We start from the raw sequence: 22,781 nt of genomic DNA, 5'->3' as shown, positions 1-22,781 counted from the left end.
AGCGAGATTCAATCTCGCTTTTTTTAATTTAAATTCATGGGATAATTAATATCGTTATAGGAAAGAAATCCGGATTTTCTATTAAAATCGAGTAAGGATAGTAATTCCGCAACTTCATGAGGTTCTAAAAGAATCATAAAATTATTTTGTAAGGTAGGAATAGGAATTTTTTTCTCATAAATCGAATTTTCATATTCTTTTTCCCAATAGGTACAATCGATGGCTTTTAAATACCTAACCAAACTGTTTAATTCATAATCTGATAGATTAAAATTTAAGTTTTTATAAGACAACTGATAGGCTTTCGACTTATAACAATAAATCAAAAAACCATTTTTATTTTTGGTCAGGTATTTAAAATGATGGCACATAGTATTATTTATTTTACAAATGAATCAATAATTTTATCCGTTTCTTCTTTGGTAGTTGTTGGCTCTAAATCAAATAAATGCGAAAATAAAGGCTTGTTATCTACCGTATTTTCTAATTGTATATCTTGTTTTTTGTTAAAAATGGTTTGCCATTTTTCTCTTACATTTTTCCATAGTTTTTGGTTTGCTTTCCACCAGTTTTGTGCTGCTAAACATTTTGAATTGTCTACTTTAACATATAAATCCAAGCCTTTTTCTTGCGCAATTTCAATATCATTTCCTTTGTCATCGCGCAAGAGTTTTCTATTGTCTTGTTCGTGTAACCAACCATAATCTGTTATTTCATGAATGTTTCTACGCTCTAATACATTATAATCTTTACGAATAGTATGTTCTCTTCTCGGTAGAGGTGCATCAGTTGTATTCATCCAATAGTCTTTACCATCTTTATGTATCCAAGATGCGGAGCCTTCATAACGCGGACTATCATCTACTTGATATACTTTTTGCGTCCACTGTCCTTTTACCTCTTTTGGTTGTAAAGCCACATATTTCCATGTTTTGTCTTTGTAAAACTGATGGAAATCAGTATTCTCATATAGCCAATCTTGTCTCCAATGCTTAATAATCATTTGATTATTCACAAGTAACAAATGTTGTAAAACTAATTTGTTAGGTGTTTCTTCTACTAGTTCTACCCATTCTAAACCGTAATCTTTTTTTGTTGGGGAAGGGTTATGTGTTGAATCTGATACGGTTTGAAATGTCTCGGTAAAATTGAATTTCACTTCATAACAACCACACATTTTTTTTATCGATGCGATGTCTTTTTCTTTCTCTTGTGCATAACTGATTGTATATAAAATACTTAAAATTAAAATGTAAATTGTTTTTTTCATGATTATAAGTTTTTAGTATAAATTTCTTTCACAAAAATATTAAATTAATTTAGAATAAATAAAAATAAGAAATATATTTGCAATAATAATTTTATTAAGTCTAAATATAAATAATGAAAAAAAGAATTTTTTTCATGCTATTCTTTTACAGTATCTATGTTACTTATTCACAAGAAAAAGTGACTGACTCTCTACAATCAAAAGCATTAGAAGAAGTAATAGTTACCGCTACAAGAACAGAAAGGAGTTTGTCCTCGTTGCCATTGCCAAGTGCTATTATTACTGCAGACGCCATATCTAAAGCTGGAGTAACTCGTTTGAGCGATATTATAGCCGAGCAAACGGGTTTAATTACGATTCCCGATTTTGGTGGTGCTGAAGGAATACAAATGCAAGGTTTGGATGCTGCTTACACGCTTATTTTATTAGATGGTGTGCCTTTGATAGGGAGAAGTGCTGGAACTTTAGATCTGTCTCGTATTAGTGTGGGAAATATTAGTAGTATAGAAATTGTAAAAGGAGCTTCATCCTCGTTATATGGTTCTGATGCTTTAGCTGGCGTGATTAATATTATTACTAAAAAACCTAAAGAAGATGTGTTTTCTGGAACGGGTACTTATCGCTATGCTACTTTTGAAACGCAAGATGCTAATCTTGATTTTGTATGGAAGAAAAAAGCATTTTCAGGCAGTGTTTTTACCAATTACTTTGCAACTGATGGTTATGATTTAAATGAAGCTACTCCAGAAAAAACAGTCGAAGCGTATCAAAATGTTACGATTCAACCTAAATTCTATTATGATTTTTCAAAAAGATTGCAATTAGTTTTAGGTACGCGATTTTACCATCAAGAGCAAGATTATAAAGCCACAATAGATTCGGAAAGATATAAGGGACTTTCTAAAATAATGGAATGGGATACTCAAATAAAAGTATCGCAAAAATGGAATGCGTCTATTGACTCAGAGTATGAATTATATGCTACAAATTATAAAACGGATGAATTTTTAAATGATTCTCAGGGTTTTGCTTTTGAAAACAGTTTTTATAACCAATGGGTTTTTCGACCAGAAATACGAACTACTTTTTCATTTCCAAAAAGCAAAATAACAACAGGTCTTGGTTTAAATCATGAAACATTGGATAGAACGTATTTCGCTTCAGAAGTAGTTTTTAATTCCCAGTATGTTTATTTACAATACGATTACAATCCTTCTAAAAAATGGAATATTTTGACAGGATTTCGATTAGATAATCACAATCAGTATCAATCACAATGGAGTCCTAAAATTGCAGCAAATTATAAATTAAATACACATTTATCCTTAAAATCTTCAATTGGTTATGGTTATAAAGCTCCAGATTTCAGACAATTGTATTTCGATTTTACCAATTCGGCTATTGGTTATGCGGTTTTTGGTTATAATGTGGCTGAAGAAAGATTGAATGCTTTAGACAATCAAGGACAAGTTTTATTTCGAACGAATGGAATCGATTTTTCAAGTGAATTAAAACCAGAAAGCTCAGTGAATCTTAATCTGGGTAGTTTTTATGAGAAACATAATTTTAAATGGGATACCAATGTGTTTTACAATGCGATTTCTAATTTAATTGATACCAAAGTAATAGCTCAGAAAACAAACGGTCAAAATGTATTCAGTTATTTTAATATAGACGAAATTTTCACCTATGGTTTTGAAAATAACTTCCATTATTCTTTTCATTCCAATTTGAAGTTTTCTTTGGGTTACCAATATCTTATTGCAAAAGACAAAACGGTTTTACAAGAATTAGACAGCGGAACTGTTTTTGCAAGAGATGCGAATACTTTGGAATCTTTTCAATTGAAAAAAACGGACTATTTCGGACTTTTTAATCGCTCAAAACACACTGCAAATTTTAAAGTATTATATACGATTTCAAAACTTAAAACCACCTTTAATTTAAGAGTTTTCTACAGAAGTAAGTATGGAATTGTAGATTCAAATAACAATCAAATTCTAGATCAATACGATGTTTTTGTCAAAGATTATTTTTTAACAAACCTTTCAATTACCAAGACATTTAATCAAAAAATGAGTGTGCAAATTGGGAGTAATAATCTATTCAATTTTAAAAACCCAGACCAAATTAGTGCTATTTCTGGCCGACAATTATTTGCTAGAATACAATTTAACTTGTAACAAATTAACTTAAATACATATAATATGAATACCAAATTAATTCAATTGTCCATTTTTTCATTATTTATTTTTTTTACTTCTTGTACTAATGACGACGATGCAGTAACAGTAACTCCAGTCAGTTTAGAAACAAAAACGGTAACTAATTTGTATGCACCGCAAACCGGAGGACAAGGACAACCAACGGCTGGAGCTTTTACTAAATTCAGTTTTTCAGAAAATCAAATTGTAGCTTCAGACAATTGGGACATTGCTTTTCGAGGCACGACGCTTATAGTAAATGGAGGAGAAGCTATAGGTTTAACCGATGAACCCACTCGAACAGGTGATGGTGCAGTAAGTAAAGTTGTAGGTACTTTTAATACTGTTACTACCATTCCTGATGCTGCTTCTTTTGCTCAAGATGGTTCGGGAACTTATGCTTTTGCTGAACCTTGGTATGATTATAATGGAACTACACATATTATAACTCCAAAAGCAGGTACAATATATGTGGTAAAAACACATGATGGAAAGTATGCTAAGTTTGAAATTTTAAGTTATTATCAAGATGCTCCTGCTAATCCAGATATGACATCTGTTTCTCGTTATTATACTTTTAAATTTGTATACCAACCGAATAATACAACCCATTTTTAATAAAAATAAAGTCATTAAAAATGCATCTTATTCATTTAGATTTTTTGTTATTTTTTTTAGTTGAAAAATTGTTTCTTACTTAGTAAACAATTTTATTTAATTAAAAAGGGCTGTTTAAAAACAGCCCTTTTTTTACATATGATAAATATAAACTGCTAGAAAAACTAATGCAATATATAGGAGGGTTAATAGCATTTCTACTTTATATTTATTAAATAGTTTCATTATTTTTTTACTAATTTATGTAAGCTGCTTTCTCCACTAATGGTTGTAATTTTAATAAAATACATACCATTTGGATAATGCGAAATATCAATCGTTTTTGAGTTGTTATTTTGTAAGATAATTTCTTTTCCTAAAACATCATAAACAGTAATTATACTTTCTTTTTCTGTACCAATGTTAAAAATTCCTGAAGTTGGATTTGGATATAATAACAAGTCTTCAGAGTTTATAAAAGAACTAGTTGCTAAGCTTGCACAAGTAACTCCAGAAGCCACTGGTGAGCCAGATAACCAATTTGAGGTTGTTCCATAGAGATTGAAATTATTCAACACACCATTTGAACCTCCAGAAACTGAATTCGTTAGAGTAGTAACTCCATCGTTATTTACTTGATCGTAACCTTGATTAAAGGTATAATAAGCCAGCAAGCCAGTTTCATTTCCAAGTAACTCACAATTTTTAGAATCATTAATTTCAGTAGCAGTTTTTGCAGTATTCCAAATTCTAACTTCATCTAAATTTCCTTCATATAGTTCAAAAGGAGCTAAATTATTATAAGATCTTCCACCAATAAGTAAATTGTCTGACGTAATATTGATAGTTGCAGTACCCGTCGCACCTAAAACCCCATCAATATAAATTTCTAAATTGTTAGTTGCATTCGCATTTTTAACTACAGCTATATGATGCCAATTACTATTAATACTGATAGAAGAAGAAATTGTATTATTAATATCATTCACATAGTCATAAATGTAAAAATCTACATCGCCATCATCTACACGTAATTTGGTATGGCTCGTATCATTAGAGTTTTTTCCCCAACATATAATGTTACCAGTATTATAATCGTTTTTTACCCATGCTTCAATGGTAAATTCATTTGGTTTTTCAAAATGAGTCAATTGAATATAATCGTCATTACCATCAAAATTTAAATGTGTTGCAGGTTGTGTTTTTAATAATGGATATTGACTATAACCCTCAACAGAAGCAATTCTAAATTGGTAAATTGCAGTTTCATCGTAACTTGCAGATCTTGCTATACTATATTCCACTTCTGTAATTGTGGATGTTGAAATAGTAACTTCATAAGGATCTGCATTTGATTTAAAAATTCCTGGAGAAAAGGGTCCACTAGTAATTTGTTGCGTAGTAGCTGAATGATTTACAACATTTGAACTATTAATAAAATAAAAATCATTAGTTGTATTGTTATTAATCAATACCCAATTATTTCCATCTTTTGAATATTCTAATCTTGAAACATCATATGAAGTTTCTGAATATCCTGACGTTTCATTTAATGATATTCTTAATCTAAACGGTTGATCTTGAGAATTAGATGTTGATATTGTATTTAATTCTGCTTTCCAAGAAGCCGAAGTTTCAGTTCCATCATCATTTCGCCAACGATAGGAGTTTTGATTTGCAGAAGCAAAACATAAATAATTGCTAAGCAATAATAAAAATAAAGTAATTTTTTTACTCATGGTTTAAAAAATTTTAGGGTGAATAAATTAGTTAGTAATATAATAACCAGTAGCATTAAGAATGCATATGGATAATTTGAATAAAATGTTTTTGTATCATTTGAAAATATTTTGTGTGTACTTTCAAATACTGAATTTGATTGACTAACTTTTAGAATATCGCCATTACTATTAATAAATCCAGAATATCCGCAATTGCTACTAATGGCAAAATCTTTTTTGTAGGCAACAGCCATTATTCTTGCAATGTAAAAATGATATAAACTAATGTAAGAATCTTTAAACCAACCATCGTTACTCATGATGAAAAAGAAATTTGCTCCATTGTTAACTTGGTTTCTAACAAGGACGTCTTCAATAGATTCATTACATATAAGTACACCAGCTTTTCCATGTTTAGTTTTAACAGGTTGTATTTTATTTTCAGTTGCATATTTATATTGTAAGTTAATGTAAAATGGTATTTGAATCGATTTTAAAAGAGGTTTTTCAAATCCTTCTAACAGGATATTTTTTGAATAATATTGTGACATATTCTTTGGAACAAAAAATAATGCAGCGTTTAAAACTTTATCTTTATTATATGGTTTATTAATCCCAATAACTTGTATAGATTTTTCTGCATTAATTTTTTTAAGTTCTTTTAAAAAGTCATCATTTTCTTCTAAAACCCATGGTATTGTAGATTCTGGCCAAACTATAAAATCGGGATTATTTTTTGTTGCTTTAGAACAGAGTTCAAAGAAATTTTGAGCTAATTGATTTCCATTTGATGAATTCCAACTAATTTTCGGGTTAATATTTGCAGTTACTACGCTTACTTTTATTTCATTAGAATTACCAACCGGGTTTTTAGAATGCAATAAATATCCTATGTAAAAAATAGTGGGTAATGTAAAAATTAAAAATTTTAAATAAATTTTTGATTTTGAAAAAAAATATTCTGCAAAACAAATATTTACAAAAAAAACAATATAACTAAGTGTTGCAACTCCCCCAAAGACACTAAACTGAGTTAAATACAAACTTTTCCCTAAAGTAAATCCGGTTCTTACATTTAAAAAAGGAATTCCAATAAAAATATAAGAAACTAATTCTTCAAACAAAGTTAAAACTGAAGCTAATGCAATTAAATTAAGTATTTGAAGTTTTGAATTGAAATATTTTTTGTAAATAAGAACTAAACTAGTAAAAACTAAAAAAAGAAGACTATTTATAATGGAAAGTCCTATAATTACAAAAAATCCTAAAAAAGCATTTGTAGAGTAATCACTTAAAGAAGTATAAATCCAATTAAACAGTAATAACCCATTAAAAAAACCAAAAACAAACCCAGAAAGCAATGCTTTTTTGAAGTTATCAATTTTTATAAGACTATAAATTAATGGTGTCCAGGCAATAAAAATTAATAGAATATTCATTTCAGTACATGCTAAAGCTGAAAGAATTGCTGAAAGTAAAACAAACTTATATTCTAAAAATAGATTTTTAAGCATACCTAACGCAAATATTATCAAATTTCACTGTTAAATTAATTTCTTATTCTTTTATGATTCTTTGAAAGCTAGCATTTCCGTTTTTATCAGTAACTTTTAGTATGTAAACTCCTTTTGCATTTTTAGATAGATCAAAAGAAGTCGTTGGGGCATCCATTTTTTGATCTAAAATGGTGTTTCCTATTAAATCAAAAACTTCAAGGCTTAATGCTTCATTACTCGTAATTAAGAAAATACCTTTAGATGGATTTGGATACAAGGTAAAGCCTTCGCTATTAAAACTGGTATTACTTAAAGCCGGACAATCATCTGAAGTAAAAGTGCCACTTGCTGTTGCTTGATCAAAAACCCATCCGGTACATGGAGCTAAAGGAGAATCGGTAGTATTAGTAGCTAATAAACTTGGCTCGAAGTCCGTAATATTTGCACAAGAAGTGAAGAGCCAAACACAATCTCCAGGAACTAAAACCCATTGGGTGTTATCCCAATAAATTTCATAGATAGCATTATTATTATTACTATTAGCAAAATCACATAGACTCTCTGCATTTATACAGCTACACTCGAAATCATCTGTTGTATAATGGGGTTTACCGTTTACATCATCCACGTAATAATAAATACCTGCATAATCACCAGTTACGGTAATGGGTGCATGAACATAAGGAATCGTGCAACCTGTTCCAGTAGAATAGGTAGAATTCGCACTAGTGACACCGATTTTACAACTTTGATTGATTACTTGGTTCTTAATTATAGCATTGTTGCTTCTTTCAAAATTAAAATAATAATCCAAGTTGGGTTCGTTATTATTTAAACAACTATTGTAATTAGTCGCAATTTCAGTATCTGTTCTTAGACTTGACCAAATGCGTAAATTGTCAAATTTACAATCCATTGTAGAGGGATAAGCTCCAAAGCCAATAGAGAAACTAGTACTGTTACCAACTAAAGACACAGTAAAATTATAATCAACCACTGGAACTCCGTTCACATACATTTTAATATTTTTTGTTGCCGTATTGTTTACGGCAAATGCCACATGATACCATTGTCCAACCGAAAAAGAAGGTGTTCCAGGAATGGTTTCGGTATTGGTACCATCTCCTAGTGTTAATATAGAATTTCCTGTACCATCGATATAAAATTCTATAGGCTTTGGAACAAAAGAATTACCCGCTGCAACAGAAGAAAATCTTGCATTTTGATAAGCAGGAGCGTTTAAATAGAAATCATATTCTACAGTAAAATTAGTTGCGTTTAATGCATAATTAGTAGTTCCATTTGGGCCAGAAAAAGAAAACCCATTATTTCCAGTTAAATTAATCGCATTGTTTTGTCCAAAAGTTAGAATAAAACCAAACGAGACTAAGAAAGTTAAAAAGTATTTTTGTTTCATAAAATGAGATTTAGAATTATGGTACAAAAGTAAATCAAATACCTATCTCTTATCTTTTTTTGGGACGAATGGTAAAAGTTTGTATATAAAACTAGAGTTTGAATGATAATGTTCTGGAAACGGGTACTTCAAATTGATTAATTTTAAGAGAAGTTGTGCTTTTACTCGTTATTTTATTTTTATTTACAACATAAGAACGATGTACTCTAATAAATTGATTTTGATCTAGTTCTTGATGAAAATGATCTAAAGAATGGCGAATGGTAATAATTTTTATTGAGGTTTGAATATCGATGTAGTTTTTATCACTTTTAATGAATAAAATGTCATCAAAAGCTAATTTGATTTCCTCATAACCTTCTTTAATGGTAATAAAATTGAGTTTGGTTTGTTCGCTTGCTAATTCAATAGCCGCAATTAAATCAATTGGTTTAATGGGCTTGGTTAAATAAGCAACTGGTTTAATAGTTAATGCTTTTTTTAGGGTTTCAATTTCGGTTTGACCAGTAATGAAAATTACTCTTTCTTGATGTAGGTTTTCTTGAGACCAAATAATTCCAGAATCTTTACCTTCTACATTGATGTCTAATAAAATAAGGTTTGGATGAAAATCATTTAATTTTTCCGAGGCTTGATTCAATTTGTAGGCTAATTCGATATCGAGATACTTATTTTCAACAAGAATCTCTTTAATATGATTCGCAATGAGTACTTGATCTTCTACGATTAAAATTTTAGGCATAGGGTAATAATAGATTTATTTTTTTACAAATGAGAGTTGAAATCCATTAGAAGTGTTGATGGTATAGTTTACGTCTAGTTGTAAACAAAGTTGGTGAATTAACTTCGGTTGTATGTTTTCGTTAATACTTGTTTTTCCATTGTCTTGATAATTGAAAGAATAGCCTTGAGTTTCTTTGGTTATAGTAGTAGTAATTATTTTATCTTGCGTTGCTGTAAAGGCATATTTGATAGAATTTATTATCAGTTCGGTGATTAATAATCCTAGATACATGGCGTTTTCAGATTCAATTTTGAAATCATCAATAGTAAAAGTAAGTACTACATTTTTATCTTCAGCAATTTCATTGAAGTTGTTTTTAATTTCTGTCAAATAATCTTTTAAAGCGATTTCGTTTTTGTTTTTATTTTTATACAAATGGCGGTGAAGCGATGCTATGGTTTCAATTTTGGATAATATTCGTAAGAAATCATTCCGATGTTCTTCATTTTCTTTTTTTCTAAGTGTGTCGGCAATTAATAAAGTAATTAATTGTAAATTGTTGTTTACGCGATGATTGGTTTCGCTAATTAAAAATTCATTTTCCTCGGATAGTTTCTCCAACAACTTGTTTTTTTGTTGAATTTTTTTGCTGTAGGATATGAGTATAAAAACTCCTAAAAGGGATATAAATAAAACTGTAATTAGATAATAGATGTTTTTTTTAGAGGCTTTTAATTGTTTTTCATTCAATTCAATTATAATTTTATTTTCTAATAATTCATATCTTTTATTGCTGGAATAAAAGGAAATTTTACTATTTATTTCATTTAACGAATCACCATAAAACATCGCTTCTTTAAAGTTGTTGTCTAACGTGTTAATGTTCTTTAATTCATTGTAACATTGTTGAATTTGCCATAAGTTGTTTATAATTTTAGCTTGATTTACCGCTTCTTTATAAAACTTTTTGGCTGTTGTTATATCGTTGTTTTTTTGTTGATAAAATCGTCCTAAATTGATGCATACATCAATAAACGCAATTTTTACATTATATTCTTTCGCAATTGCATATGCTTTTAGAAAATAAGGCAATGCATTTTCAGGATTTCTATTAAAATCCAAATATCCGATTTCATTTAAGGTATAAACGATAATAGATTTGTCCTTAATTTCAGATGCATTTTCTAGAATTTGATGGCCAATTTCTTTAACTTTAGTAAGAGAATCTGGTGTTGTATTGTAATATTCTGCAAGGATTGCCATCCTTCTGTTTAAGTAATAGTATTTGTACTCTAGGTTGGTATTTTTATCAAATAATTTTTCAGCTTCATAGATATAGGTATTGGCTAAATTATTCTTTACCAAATATCTTGAAATTTCAGATCGAATGGTTAAAATATTAAAAAGCTCATTCGTGTTATTTTCTTTTTTAAAGTAGTTTTCGGCTTTGTCTAAAAAATAAAAACAGCTATCAGCTTTAGAAAGCGATTTTAAAATTTTAGCATATCGAATATAATAACTCGCTTTTATATGGTTATCTTCTTTATTTTCTTTGATTCCTTTTTGAGTAAAATAGTAGGCAGAATCATATTGAAAACGCGAAACATAATGGTCAATGGTAGCATTATAATCTTTTTGTCCATATAAATAAAGACAGCATAAAAAAGTAATTAAAAAAAAGAGGTCTTTTTTTCTTAGCATTTTACTTCATTTGGTTATAGCTATATAAACCTACTACTTTTTTTAATATTTTACAATATTGAGTATTTATTTTTTGAATGATATTTAAAGTGGTAATTTTTTAAAAGTTAAAATAATTGTACTACTAAAAACTATAGTTGCATGTTATTAAAAAAGTTCTTGGAATAATATTACTTGAATATACACTCGTATAATAATCGGATGTATTAATCTCTAAAAAGTTTTCATTGTTTAATAAATTTTTTCCAGTAAGACTAAAAATAAAACGTTTGTCATTTGGAATAAATTTCACAAAGAAATCAATAAAATTATATTCCGTATTTTTTCCTGTAGCATAAAAATCATAAGCAACGTCAGCAAACCATTTTTTATTCAACTTACAAAGAATTTTAAAAGAATTATTATACTGAGTATTTGAAAAGCCATTACTATTGTTACTCTTGTTTTTAGTGTAATTATATTTTAAAATGTTTTGAAAATTAAATTTCCCATCAAAAGCTGTTTTTGCATATACTTCTGAAAAACAATAATCGCTTTCATTGTTTCGAATATTTGAACTATTTATAAAGTTTTTATAGTTTGAAATACCATAATAGGTTTTAAAACGCAAAGTCGATTCAATAAAATGGATGTATTTTTCAAAAAGAAAATTAACTCCTTTACTAGAATATTTTTCATTTAAAAAGAAATATTGAATTTGACTTGCATTTTGATTAATAGTTATATCTGAAAAGAAATTCCCAAAGTTTTCATTATAATTTACACCAAAATTGAGTTGAAATTGCCTAGATAAATCATAAATGTTATAGTTTATAGAGTAATTTGATGTTTTTTGTAAATTAAAATCAGGTTGATTGCTTGTTGAGGTTCTATTGCTAATTAATATCGAATTAGATAATAAATGTTTATCAGAAATAATAGATGTTTTTGAACCTAGTCCTAAGCTTAAATTGGTAATTCTATTAATCTTATAAATAAAATTAATGCTAGGTTCAATTATAAAATCATCACTTCTTTTTTTGTTTTGATTTTCAAAATCCTTTAAATATTGATTTAAAAAAGTGAAATTTAAAGAAGAAAAGATTTTCCAATTGCCCCAATCATAATCCAAATCATTTTCAAAAAACAATTTAGACTGCGTATAGTTAATATCGTTTTTACTTATATTTAAAGCGCTTTGATTGTTGTCAAACCAATTTGTAGTCATTAAATTCGTATTGAATGCCATTCCAACATCTGTTCGGTATTTTATTCTACTAAGTTTCCCAATAATACTATTGTGAAGATCAAAAGTTATCTTTTTAGATTGATTTATTTGATTGGTATTTAATGAAGATCCTAAATTATTGTTTGGATAAATTAAAAAATCTTGATTTAGATTATCAAATGTTTGATTTGAAGAAAGCTGAAAGGCTTGCTTGTTTGATAATCGTTGTGTATATAAAAAAGCCGACTTTAAAAAGAAATCTTCAGAAAGTAAATGAGTATCGAAACGTTGAGTATTGTTTTGTAACAGAGTAGAAGAAGAGGTGATTTTTTCATTACTTACTAAAAAATTGTAATCAATAGATGAAACATTTGAAAGGAAATGCTTCATTTCAAAATCCGCTCGCAATAAATTAGGTTTCTTGTTGGAAGCACTATTATCGCTAGTTGTAAAACTTTGATTATTTATTGTATTGTTAGTTTCGTTTGAAGTTAAAGATGAAATAGCGTCTTTTACCCAATATATGTTAGATTTAAGATTGGTTTTGGTACTTTGCTTAAATGAAATATTATAGTTGCCAAAAATAGAATTATTTAAGACCGTTCTTTTGTTATCTAATGTGTTTAAAAAATTAAATTCTGGAATAATTTTATAGTTCTTAAATTTTCTAAGATTGGATTCATTTCTTGTCATTGAACTACCAAAATAATTAAAAGGAGTATAGTTTATAGCAACATTATTAAAACTTAAGGTTCCAAATGATTTTATTTTAGACGAAACAGTAAGAAAATTAAAATCAGAATCTGTAGCTAATTCTTTTTCTTGGAAAGCACCTAATGACGAATTGATGCTTCCTGAAATATCGGTAATATTTTTCCTTAATTTTAAATTTAAGGCAACTTTTCCGCCAGCTTCTAAACCTTTTAAAAGCTTATTACTGGAAAAATTTTCTATAGCTTGTACTTGTTCAATCATATCCACATTAATGTTTTTTGTGCCAATGGTATAATTGCCGCTAAATAAATCGTCACCGTCTAGTTGTACAGTTTCAACGGGTTTGCCTTTATATGAAATTTCCCCAGTATCGTCATTTACTTCCATGCCAGGAAGTTTTTTAATTACATCTTGTATCTTTCTGTCTGATCCATCGGTATATGATGCCACATTAAAGTTAACGGTGTCTTTAAGTTGTTGGTACGGTTTTTTTTTGGCGACAACCTCTACCTCTTTTAGATTGAAACTTAAATCTTTTTCTAAGACAAAATCATGTATATAGGTTTTATTTTTTTCTGGGTTTAAAATTAAAAAACCATTTTTTTCATAAGAAACAGCACTTGCTTCAATATAAATAGAAGCATAGTTTTTTTTTAAAGCAATCTCATAAGAACCGTTTCTAGCTATCGTAAATTCTTTAATTCCTTTTGCATTAGCTGAATCTTTAACAATAAGCGTAACAGCTTCTAGAGGAAAATGGTCTATAGAGGTTATCTTTCCTTTTATAGTTTGACCCTGACACAAAAAGAATGTTGTAAAAAAAGAAAAAAATAATAAGAATTTATGGGATAAGAACATAGTTATTCAAAAACGATTAAAGGCATGTCTAAGCTGTTAATTGTGACTTTTAATTTGGCTTCGGGTCTTTTTGATTTTCTATATTTGAAATTCTTTTCTGATGTTTCAAAGGCTTCTTTCCAGCTTTTTTCTCTATCTGCAAGGATTTCATATGGCACAGGTTTGTATATAAAAGAGGTATTATTAATTTTTTTTATAGATGTGGCATAAAAATTATGAAATTTATCAGCACTATGCGCTTCTAATATTAAACCAGGCAAGCCATATAATTTCCAAGGACCATCGTTCACAGGGATTTCCGTAGTGAACCATACAGTAAACTCTCTACCGTATATTTCAGTAATTGCTTTTTGACAAGTAAAATTGAGTATAGTTTTATACTCCTCAATTATTTTATATTCCTTGTGTTCTGATCTTTCTTTAAATAGTGCATTAACTACAGTTCTAGTATAAATAGAGTCTTTTAATAAGAATTTTGTAACAACGTAACCAATACTGTCACCAAAAACATCTTGTTTATGTAGCTCTTTAATTTTTTTCTCTAAGTCTTCTTTAGGGTAGTCAAACTCTTGTTCTAATTCTCCATTAATTACTCGGTCTTTTATAAATTTGGATTGTATATTATCTGTATAAAGATAACACTTCGATATTGTTTTGCTTGTGCCATAACTGTCGAAACTTTCATTTACATAATCATATAATATTTTATATTGAGAATAAGAAAAATTAGTTATAAAGAGCAATATTAAAATTTTCTGTTTCATTATTCGAAGAAGGTTAAAGGTATGTCTAAATTGTTTATTTTTAATGTTATTTTTGCATCACCTTCCTGTGATTTATTGTATTTAAACTGTTTTTCTTTGTTTTTAATATACTCATTTTGATAAGTTGTCAAATCCGTTAAATATTTATAAGGAAAAGAAAAGAATGATTCTTTAATCGAAGGAATTTTTTTGATTGATGTAGCAATAAATTCATGAAATCCATCAGTAGTTTTTGCCTGAAGAATTATGCCCGGTAAACCTTGTAAAATCCATGGACCATCATTAATTGGTATTTCTGATGTAAACCAAATTTCAAAATTTCTTTCTTCATAAGAAAAAATTGCTTTTTGGCAATTATAACCTAAAATTTCTTTATATTCATCGAAAATGGTATAATCAAATTTTACTAATTTTCTTGGTATCATACAGTAATGACCTTTTGAGTCAATCATTCGCATATAAATTGAATCTTTTTGGATTTTTTTTATGATTACATAACCAATACTATCACCTTTTATATGATTTTTTTTACTGTTGTCATTATCTTCCATTTCTTTAATGGAATTTTTATAATTTGTTTCTAGATTTCCATTAACAACTCTATTCTTTACATATCGTGATTGGTTAAATCCATCTGTTATTAGAAAACTTTTAGTAGTTACTGAACTAATATTACCTGGAAATTCAACATAAATATTATAATCATATTCAATTTTATATTGTGCTACTAATATGTTATAACTTAAAAAAAATATTAAAAATAAAAATTTCATTATTAAAATTATAGTTAGTCTTTTTGTTTTTTCATAATAAAACTAACCCTTTTTTGAAGGGTTAGTTAAAAAAAATTATTGAATAGATGCGTTTTTTTGTAAATCTAATTTTTTTTGAGCTTCAGCTCTAGCTGCTGAGCAAGTTTCCGCTGTGGCAGAAGAGCTATATACATTACCTTCGTTATCTGCATAACCAATTGTAACAGTACATGTTCCCGAATCTTCCTTTTTTAATTCTTTCTTGTCTTTTCCTTTAGCTTGTAATTGAAATGATGCGGCTAATAGCAGACATATTATTATTTTTTTCATGTTTTTAAATTATTAATTTTTTTTACGTTAACTTGCTAATGTTGCTCTAGCATCTGCTTCTGCTTCTTCACAAGTTTCCCCTGTACCTGTAGCGTCAAATATTTCAACTGTGGTTGATGTAGAAGTTCGTGTTGTTCTATAAACTGTAATAGTAATTGTACATGTATCTTCAGATGAAGATGTGTTTTCTACAACATTTATTATAGTATCGGTCACCTCTATAGTTTTTTCTTTATTGGTGACTTTTGTTTCATTTGCAAAAGTAAATGAACCAGTAGCTAATAAAGCTATTAATACAACTTTTTTAAAACTCATTTTTGATTTTTTTTAATTGTCCCATTAAAGTCTTGGACGTTCGAGCGACTTAATCATAGTATTTTATAGTTATACCAAACTCATCTTTGGCCAAAGATATTTTAATAAATTGTGTGGAAGTTTTGGTTAATGCATCCGAACCAAATGTAAATGAAAGTTTTAAAACGATATTACAGTTTTTCTGTAATAATTGTTAAAATTTATGGTATTGCTTTTTTAAATGGTGTATTTTTATTTATAATCCTCTAAACGACAAGGTCCTTCTAAAAACTCTTTTTTAATTTGTAGGGTGCCATCTTCTTTAGTATCTATAAACCATTTGATTAAAGCGATAGTGCCATTTACAATTTCGATTCCTGTAATGCTTCTAGGGTGCACGCAACTGCCATCATTGAAATAATGGAGTGCATTTTCAATAGGACTTGGAAATCGAGGGCGGTGCGTGTGACCTGTAATGGTTATTTTGTTGTTGTTATCGGCTATCCATTTTTTAATACGTCTTTCTACTTTAATTAATTCAACATAATTTTTTGCAGGGCTTGTTGGGTCTTTAATACCCCAAACTTGTAAAGGTTTCCATAAAATTCGTACCAAAAACCGATTGATTTTCCAGCCTACATAATTCATGAAATCAGCTTGATGACCGTGTGTTAAAAACAATTCTTGATTGTGATTGTCTCTGTTTTCTAATACAATGGCTTCGTTAAATTCAATACCCGGAAATAAAGGCACGTTTTCACCTTTTCTCTGGTCGAAATACTCATGTAGATTTTTTTTGACTACATTTTGGTTTCGATACACCATATCGTGATTGCCATAAATGAGATGTAACCTATTGGTCATATAGAATTGTTGGAGTAATTGATATACGTTTTTATTCGCTTCGAAAATCGTTTTAAAAAACATATTTTCCCATAATTCATCACCATCTCCTAATTCGATATAGGTATAACCTTCTTTAAAATAATGACTCATGGCATGAAAATAGATGTTTCGATTATTAGCAAAGTCATCTGCAAAACTACTGTCGCCACGGTGGCAATCGCTAAATAAAATAAATTTATCAGTATTGGTAAACGCAATCCGTTTGGCTTCTTTATAGGCTTTATTTAATCGATCTTGAGAAGACATTTTTTCAAGCTTTAATTGTATTTATTCTTATCAAAAATAGGTTATTTTAATGGAAATACTAGTTTGCATACTAGATAATTTAGCCGTGATAGCAGTGGAAAGCAAATTGTTTCCAAATGATAACTTTACTTATAAAAAAAGAGCAACTGTAAAGAAGCTCCTTTTTTTATGTAGTAATGTAATTTGGAAACGATTTCTTGAATCGGATAGCGCGAAAAGCTTTAAATGAATTCCATTTTTTTAGTAATGGCCTCTTCAATAGCGTTCCATAAGCCAATTCTTTTTTGAAGCGCAACAATTGAAACCTCTTCTACTTCTTGCCATTTTTTAGCATCATTATCACATAATTCTTCAATCATTTTCATCGCCATTGGTCCGTGTTCATCAGTATCTAATTCGATATGTCTTTCGAAATAATAAATTAATTTAGATAAATCTTTATCAGGGAAGTTAGCTTGAAATTTCTTTAATATGGCGGTAAACATTTCAGGAATTAAATCTTCTCTTCCGAAAGTAAAAGCAGCAGCTATTTGGTGTGAATCTCCTTCTTCAATAACTCGAAATGTAAAATCTAAAAAAGCTTTCACATTTGGATGTAGGTCACTATGTTTAATAGAAACAAAAATATTTTTTGTTGTTTCTACATCGCTTAGAAAATTTTGAATAGGAAGTGTATCAGCGCCTAAAGCCTCCATAGCGTCTAAGTATAATTCATAATGGCTTTTTCTGTTGCCATTTTTATCCACGTCGGTTTCTTCTGCCACTACAATTTCATTAATTAAATAACGAATTTCAGGATTTCCTACTGGTAGCCAAGGTGTTGTAGTGCAGGTTAATTTAGCTTGTAATGCTTTTAAAAGAGACATGAAGTCCCATACAGCAAAAACATGATGTTCTAAAAAACAATTTAAATCTTCAACGGTTTTGATTTCATTATATAATGAATGCTGGAGTAATTGTTCTTTATAAGCTAAGATTTTTTGGTTAACAATTTGGGTATTCATAATGCTGGTTTTTAAAATTATATACGTAACATATTAGAGAATAGATTGCAAATAATGTTCCAAAATTAAAAATGCTTCACTAAAAAGCGAAGCATTTTTGATTTTTTTTATCTATTATGCTATTATTTAAATGCATTTAATCCTGTAATATCTAATCCAGTGATTAATAAATGGATATCATGTGTGCCTTCATACGTTACTACAGATTCTAAATTCATCATGTGTCTCATGATTGAATATTCACCTGTAATTCCCATTCCGCCTAACATTTGACGCGCATCTCTAGCAATGGTTAACGCCATGTCTACATTGTTTCTCTTTGCCATAGAAATTTGAGCAGAAGTAGCTCTTCCTTCGTTTCTTAAAACACCCAATCTCCATGTTAATAATTGCGCTTTAGTGATTTCAGTAATCATTTCAGCTAATTTTTTCTGTTGTAATTGCGTAGCTCCAATAGGTTTGTCAAATTGAATACGTTCTTTCGAATAACGTAAGGCAGTGTCATAACAATCCATAGCAGCACCAATTGCACCCCAAGCGATTCCATAACGAGCAGAATCCAAGCATCCAAGAGGAGCTCCTAGGCCAGATTTGTTCGGTAATAAGTTTTCTTTTGGTACTTTAACATTATCAAAAATCAATTCTCCTGTAGCAGAAGCGCGGAGTGACCATTTATTATGCGTTTCTGGAGTTGTAAAACCTTCCATACCTCTTTCTACAATTAAACCATGTATTCTTCCTTCTTCATTTTTAGCCCAAACCACTGCGATGTCAGCAAATGGAGCATTTGAAATCCACATTTTAGCACCATTTAATAGATAATGGTCGCCCATATCTTTAAAATTAGTTACCATTCCTGCTGGATTTGAACCATGATCAGGTTCTGTAAGACCAAAACAACCAATGAATTCACCTGTAGCTAATTTTGGTAAATATTTCATGCGTTGTTCTTCATTTCCATATTTCCATATAGGATACATTACTAATGAAGATTGTACAGAAGATGTAGAACGTACGCCACTATCACCTCTTTCAATTTCTTGCATAATTAAACCGTATGAAATTTGGTCTAAACCTGCACCACCATATTCTACTGGAATATAAGGTCCAAAACCACCTATTTCCGCTAAACCTTTCACAATTTGTTTTGGAAATTCAGCTTTTTGAGCGTATTCTTCAATAATTGGAGAAACTTCTCTTTTTACCCAAGCACGTGCTGAATCACGTACCAATTTGTGTTCGTCATTTAATAAATCATCCAATTGATAATAATCGGGAGCTTGAAATAAGTCTGGTTTCATATATAAGTTATTAAGTGCTAGTTTGCCTCACAGCTATGTTAAAATAATAAAACAAAAGTAAATAAAGATTTTTAACAAATCAACGAACAAATGTTATATTTTTTAAACATATAAGAGTAGTCCTTTTTTTTGTACATAAAAAATATTTTTATAATTCGAAAATTAATACTACTTTAGACTCGTTACAAGATATTTTGTAGCAACTTCTCGAGATTTTTACTACTATAAACCACTTTGTGATTCAATGTTGATTAAAAAAAAATCAATATTGATCTTTACTATAGGAGACAATTGTTTAAATGTCTTAAACAAATAAATAAGTATAAATTTTTAAAACTTTTAATTATGTTAAAAAAGATCTTAAAGTTAAGTGGCGCTCAAGAATTAACTAAAAAGGAACAAAAAGAAATTAATGGTGGAGCTTTAGTTCCAAAACGTTGCGGAGGCGATGGTAGTTATATTTATGTGAATGGTGAGAAGGTATGTTGTTATATTCCGGCTCAAAACAATTATATCTGCTAAATCGTTTCATTCGTTTTATAAAAGGAAGCTACTTATCCAATAATAAGTAGCTTTTTTAATTTTGAAAAATTAGCATAATTTTTGAATTTTTTTACTACTAATCTAGATAAATTTGCTTAAAACAAGCAACATGATTTATATATTAGGTAGTTTTCTTTCTCTTTTTTTACTGTTTATTTTATGGCATAAACAAAAAACAAAATCAGATTATATTTTAATTGTTTGGTTACTGGTTTTGACTATAGATTTATTTCTTTACTATTTTAAAGAGCACGACAATTTTTTCCTGAATGTTTTGAATGTGCCTTTTCCTTTTCTACATGGTCCTTTATTGTTTTTATATACCAAAAATATGTTAGGCATTTCTAGTAGGAAAGAAGTTTTAATTTTGCTGACTGCTCCTCTTATAATTTGCTTGTTAGGATTAGGTTATTTACTTGTTGTTGAAGAATTAAATGAAATTCTTCAGTTTAATAAGGTTACTTCATGGGGTGTAGTTTACTTTTTGTTAGTTCTGTTGTCTGGTTTTAGTAGTGTAGGGTTTTCGTTGCGATTAGTTAATAACTATGAATCGCTTCAATTTTCAAACAATAAGCAACAAAGCAAATTAAAATGGCTTCGATTATTAATTTTTGGAATAGGAATAACGTGGTGTACTATATTATTAAATGTTACTGAGATAACCGTAGCATTTTTAGCTGTATTTGTTATGGCATTAGGTTATTATGGATTGGTAATGACTCCCTATTTTTTAGATGCACAAAGGAATAATGGCAATTTTTCTCCTAGGAAGTATAAATCTGGTAAATCTGAATCAGTAGTCATAAGCCAAGAAAATGAAAATGAAATTATTCAAAAATTGGAACAATTAATAGAGAAGAAACAATTTTTAAATCCAAATTTTACCCAACAATTTGTGGCTAAGAAAATTAAAACGAATACCGCTTATTTATCTTATGTAGTGAATAAGTATTTTGAACAATCCTTTAGTAGTTATTTGAATGATTTGAGAATAAAATATATTATTGATGAAATAGAGACGAATCCAAAATTTAGAGAATATACCACACAGGCTATTGCGGAAAGTGCGGGTTTTAAAAATGCTGATTCCTTTACCATTTCTTTCAAAAAGAAAACGGGATTAACTCCTTTTCAATATATAAATAAGATAAAAAAAAGAAAAGAGACATAATTTATGTCTCTTTTCTTTTTTATAGGTTTTTTGGCATGCTATTTATAAATGATTTATCATCATTTGTATTGCGGTCTAGCTAATATAGAATATATTATTTCCAATACTATTTTACTAAGTAGGAGTGTTCAATTTTTAAGTATTAGTTTCTGGAATTTCTCTATTTACATTATAAGGTTTTGACAATAAATGAATTAAAAATTATTGTGTGTCATATGCTTACTTTTTGTAGTCTATAATTTAAAAATTGCAGTCCCTTTTTTTATAAATCCTATACATAATGGCTTTTAAAAACCATTTTTTTCTGACAATTTTGTTTTGAGGTTATTGCATCATTTGTCTTATAATGAATGATATAATTCCTTAAAATATAATGGCCATTATAGTGTCAAAAGTTTCAATTGACATAAAATGTTTGAGACGATTAAAAGCAAAAATTATGAAAAAATCAATTTTAAATTTGAAAGGTGTTCAAAAATTATCTTTAGTTGCTCAAAAAGCAATTAACGGTGGAGCAAACGGTTGTTGGTTACAAGCGTGTGGAATAACAAGAGAACAATGTATGGATGAATTTCAAGGGATTTATAACAAATCTACTGGGTGTTGCGGTTATGTTCCTTCTTATTGTTAATCTTAAATAATTATAATCATGAAGAAATCAATTTTAAATTTAGAGGGTTTGCAAACGCTTAGTAAAAAACAACAAGTAAACATTCAAGGTGCTCATAATGGGACGCCGCATCCAGATATATGTGGTAAGCCAGGTTATCCTCCTTGTGTGGAAAAATAAAAAGCAATTTTATGAAAAGAGCAATCTTAAGAATAGAAAAAACAGAATTACTTTCCAATGATGAATTAAAAGTAATTGGCGGAGGAAAAACAAAAGAGTGGGATTTATGTTGTCTAAAAGAAGACTCTTCAATACTACCACCTTTTGGTTGTGAATCATGGATTCTTTGTGATGGATTTTAATAAAGAATCGATATTAGATGAATTGTAGTTCAAAATCAATATAAGGTTTGACAGCTATTGAGTAAAATTTGTATTAATAATTCATTCTGATTTAAAGGCTCCTCTTTTAAGGAGTCTTTTTTATTATTTCTTTTATGGTCATGATATTTAATGGGAATTCCATTACTACATGCAATAAGCTCAGAAATAATAATACCGCAAGGCCGATACTATAATTGTAAAAATACAAACCAACTGAAACGAGCCATAACATTCCAATTAGGATTGATTTTTTTGTGTAATTTTTTTATGCCAACCTATTACAGTTGTTTTGGAGAACCAATTTAAATAATGATAGGTATAAGCAAAAGCGATAAAAATTTGAATTTTTAAATCAGCATTATCATAAAAAAATAAATTAGATATTATCAAAAGCTTATAATTAAAATCGAACAGTTAATTTAATTTAATAAGTGTTAAAAAATAAAAAAAGGGTTCGTTTTAGACTGCACCCAAAAAGTTAGACAAATTTAAACTTAATTTTGATAATAATGAGCTCGATATTTTATCGGGCTCATTTTGTTTAGATTTGATTTAATTCTTTCGTTGT

22 protein-coding genes are annotated in these 22,781 nt (G+C 28.7%); 7 read left to right on the top strand and 15 right to left on the bottom strand.

Annotation, left to right across the window (positions count from 1 at the left end):
* Window positions 1-23: 23 nt before the first annotated feature.
* On the bottom strand, window positions 24-371 hold the full coding sequence (locus FHG05_RS12800) for a DUF6686 family protein (RefSeq protein ID WP_140998431.1): 348 nt from the start codon (window positions 369-371) through the stop codon (window positions 24-26).
* 8 nt (window positions 372-379) lie between these two features.
* Entirely contained in the window at window positions 380-1,270 is an 891-nt protein-coding gene (locus FHG05_RS12795) for a DUF6607 family protein (protein ID WP_140998430.1), read from the bottom strand.
* Window positions 1,271-1,383: 113 nt separating this feature from the next.
* Between FHG05_RS12795 and FHG05_RS12790 the strand changes: the two genes are divergently transcribed.
* Both FHG05_RS12790 and FHG05_RS12785 read left to right on the top strand, forming a co-directional pair.
* Window positions 1,384-3,453, top strand: a complete 2,070-nt coding sequence (locus FHG05_RS12790; RefSeq protein ID WP_140998429.1) for a TonB-dependent receptor plug domain-containing protein — start codon at window positions 1,384-1,386, stop codon at window positions 3,451-3,453.
* A 24-nt stretch (window positions 3,454-3,477) separates the two neighbouring features.
* Entirely contained in the window at window positions 3,478-4,092 is a 615-nt protein-coding gene (locus tag FHG05_RS12785; protein ID WP_140998428.1) for an HmuY family protein, read from the top strand.
* 224 nt (window positions 4,093-4,316) lie between these two features.
* Here the strand turns inward: FHG05_RS12785 and FHG05_RS12780 are convergent, their stop codons facing one another.
* The 13 genes from FHG05_RS12780 to FHG05_RS12720 form a co-directional block, all read right to left on the bottom strand.
* Window positions 4,317-5,810: a LamG-like jellyroll fold domain-containing protein gene (locus FHG05_RS12780; RefSeq protein ID WP_140998427.1), complete on the bottom strand. Its 1,494-nt coding sequence runs from the start codon at window positions 5,808-5,810 to the stop codon at window positions 4,317-4,319.
* The gene (lnt, locus tag FHG05_RS12775) at window positions 5,807-7,306 is read right to left on the bottom strand and encodes an apolipoprotein N-acyltransferase (protein WP_140998426.1); all 1,500 of its coding nucleotides are present in this window, start codon (window positions 7,304-7,306) and stop codon (window positions 5,807-5,809) included. Before lnt ends, FHG05_RS12780 begins: the two co-directional genes overlap by 4 nt.
* A 43-nt stretch (window positions 7,307-7,349) precedes the next feature.
* Window positions 7,350-8,705 (bottom strand): LamG-like jellyroll fold domain-containing protein, encoded by a 1,356-nt coding sequence (locus FHG05_RS12770; protein WP_140998425.1) that lies wholly within the window; start codon window positions 8,703-8,705, stop codon window positions 7,350-7,352.
* 91 nt (window positions 8,706-8,796) lie between these two features.
* A complete protein-coding gene (locus FHG05_RS12765) occupies window positions 8,797-9,447 on the bottom strand; it encodes a LytR/AlgR family response regulator transcription factor (RefSeq protein ID WP_140998424.1) in 651 nt (216 codons plus the stop codon).
* Window positions 9,448-9,462: 15 nt separating this feature from the next.
* Window positions 9,463-11,130, bottom strand: coding sequence for a sensor histidine kinase (locus FHG05_RS12760; protein WP_140998423.1), 1,668 nt, complete (start codon window positions 11,128-11,130; stop codon window positions 9,463-9,465).
* A 124-nt stretch (window positions 11,131-11,254) separates the two neighbouring features.
* Window positions 11,255-13,855: a hypothetical protein gene (locus tag FHG05_RS12755; protein ID WP_140998422.1), complete on the bottom strand. Its 2,601-nt coding sequence runs from the start codon at window positions 13,853-13,855 to the stop codon at window positions 11,255-11,257.
* A 56-nt stretch (window positions 13,856-13,911) separates the two neighbouring features.
* Window positions 13,912-14,673, bottom strand: a complete 762-nt coding sequence (locus FHG05_RS12750) for a GLPGLI family protein (RefSeq protein ID WP_140998421.1) — start codon at window positions 14,671-14,673, stop codon at window positions 13,912-13,914.
* On the bottom strand, window positions 14,673-15,446 hold the full coding sequence (locus FHG05_RS12745; protein ID WP_140998420.1) for a GLPGLI family protein: 774 nt from the start codon (window positions 15,444-15,446) through the stop codon (window positions 14,673-14,675). The genes FHG05_RS12750 and FHG05_RS12745 overlap by 1 nt, the downstream gene beginning before the upstream one ends.
* A 75-nt stretch (window positions 15,447-15,521) precedes the next feature.
* A complete protein-coding gene (locus tag FHG05_RS12740) occupies window positions 15,522-15,755 on the bottom strand; it encodes a hypothetical protein (protein ID WP_140998419.1) in 234 nt (77 codons plus the stop codon).
* 27 nt (window positions 15,756-15,782) lie between these two features.
* Window positions 15,783-16,070, bottom strand: coding sequence for a hypothetical protein (locus FHG05_RS12735; protein ID WP_140998418.1), 288 nt, complete (start codon window positions 16,068-16,070; stop codon window positions 15,783-15,785).
* Between the two features lie 231 nt (window positions 16,071-16,301).
* Entirely contained in the window at window positions 16,302-17,201 is a 900-nt protein-coding gene (locus tag FHG05_RS12730; protein WP_140998417.1) for a metallophosphoesterase, read from the bottom strand.
* Window positions 17,202-17,422: 221 nt separating this feature from the next.
* Window positions 17,423-18,205: a DUF3050 domain-containing protein gene (locus FHG05_RS12725; RefSeq protein WP_140998416.1), complete on the bottom strand. Its 783-nt coding sequence runs from the start codon at window positions 18,203-18,205 to the stop codon at window positions 17,423-17,425.
* A 122-nt stretch (window positions 18,206-18,327) separates the two neighbouring features.
* A complete protein-coding gene (locus FHG05_RS12720) occupies window positions 18,328-19,506 on the bottom strand; it encodes an acyl-CoA dehydrogenase family protein (RefSeq protein ID WP_140998415.1) in 1,179 nt (392 codons plus the stop codon).
* Window positions 19,507-19,851: 345 nt separating this feature from the next.
* Here FHG05_RS12720 and FHG05_RS18435 point away from each other — a divergent pair, with 345 nt between their 5' ends.
* The 5 genes from FHG05_RS18435 (at window position 19,852) to FHG05_RS18425 (ending at window position 22,192) form a co-directional block, all read left to right on the top strand.
* A complete protein-coding gene (locus FHG05_RS18435) occupies window positions 19,852-20,028 on the top strand; it encodes a hypothetical protein (RefSeq protein WP_157504260.1) in 177 nt (58 codons plus the stop codon).
* 130 nt (window positions 20,029-20,158) lie between these two features.
* Window positions 20,159-21,220, top strand: coding sequence for a helix-turn-helix domain-containing protein (locus FHG05_RS12715; RefSeq protein ID WP_140998414.1), 1,062 nt, complete (start codon window positions 20,159-20,161; stop codon window positions 21,218-21,220).
* Window positions 21,221-21,659: 439 nt separating this feature from the next.
* Window positions 21,660-21,851 carry a hypothetical protein gene (locus tag FHG05_RS12710; protein ID WP_140998413.1) on the top strand — a complete coding sequence of 64 codons (192 nt, stop codon included), beginning with the start codon at window positions 21,660-21,662 and terminating at the stop codon, window positions 21,849-21,851.
* A gap of 18 nt (window positions 21,852-21,869) precedes the next feature.
* A complete protein-coding gene (locus FHG05_RS18430) occupies window positions 21,870-22,010 on the top strand; it encodes a hypothetical protein (protein ID WP_157504258.1) in 141 nt (46 codons plus the stop codon).
* Window positions 22,011-22,021: 11 nt separating this feature from the next.
* Window positions 22,022-22,192 carry a hypothetical protein gene (locus tag FHG05_RS18425; protein WP_157504256.1) on the top strand — a complete coding sequence of 57 codons (171 nt, stop codon included), beginning with the start codon at window positions 22,022-22,024 and terminating at the stop codon, window positions 22,190-22,192.
* Window positions 22,193-22,781: the final 589 nt, after the last annotated feature.

Source organism: Flavobacterium profundi (genome assembly GCF_006491645.1).
GTDB lineage: Bacteria > Bacteroidota > Bacteroidia > Flavobacteriales > Flavobacteriaceae > Flavobacterium > Flavobacterium profundi.
This window is presented reverse-complemented; position numbering and strand designations above follow the sequence as displayed.